The sequence below is a fragment of the Streptomyces sp. bgisy130 genome, assembly GCF_057708345.1.
On record NZ_JBYISA010000119.1, the window covers coordinates 1 to 593 of the forward strand.

At 65.3% G+C, this 593-nt stretch carries 1 protein-coding gene; it reads right to left on the bottom strand.

Annotated features, from left to right (window positions below; genetic code table 11):
- Nucleotides 1–374 (bottom strand): DoxX family protein (locus AC3EUV_RS38395; protein ID WP_435604902.1); only part of this gene is annotated, 374 nt, incomplete at its 3' end.
- Nucleotides 375–593: the final 219 nt, after the last annotated feature.

Sequence of the window (593 nt, forward strand, 5' to 3'; positions counted from 1 at the left end):
TAGAACGCGTAGGGGCCGAAGCGGCCCCAGGCCACAACGGCGGCCAGGAGGAAGAGCACCAGACTGACCGGGAGCGCCTTCGCCTCCTTCCGGCGCAGGTGCACCACGGTGGCGCCCAGCATGGTCGCCGCGAGTCCGAGGGCGGCCCAGGCCGCCAGGGCCGGCGCGATGCCAAGCGCGGCCGGGAGGATCAGCCCCAGGGCACCGAGCGCCTCGACGGCGCCGGTCGCCTTGACCAACCCCGGGGAGAAGTCCTCGGCCCAGGCCATGCCCGAGGCGGCGAGCTTTTCCCTCGGCTGGCTGATCTTCATCAGTCCGGCCATCAGGAACAGCAGCGCCAGGACGCTGGCAGTGATCCACAGAGCGGTGTTCATCAGGGGATTCCTCATCCATTGACTTGAATGTTCAAGTCGAAGTTAGCCCCGACAAGCTTGAAGCGTCAAGTGAAGTGGGGGTGAATTTGACTTGAAGGGTCAAGCTAGGATGAGGTCATGGACACACATGAACCCCGCTGGCTGAACGCCGAGGAGAGGCAGACCTGGCTCTCCCTGACCGCCATGGTGATCAACCTGTCGAACGCGCTGGACACGCAG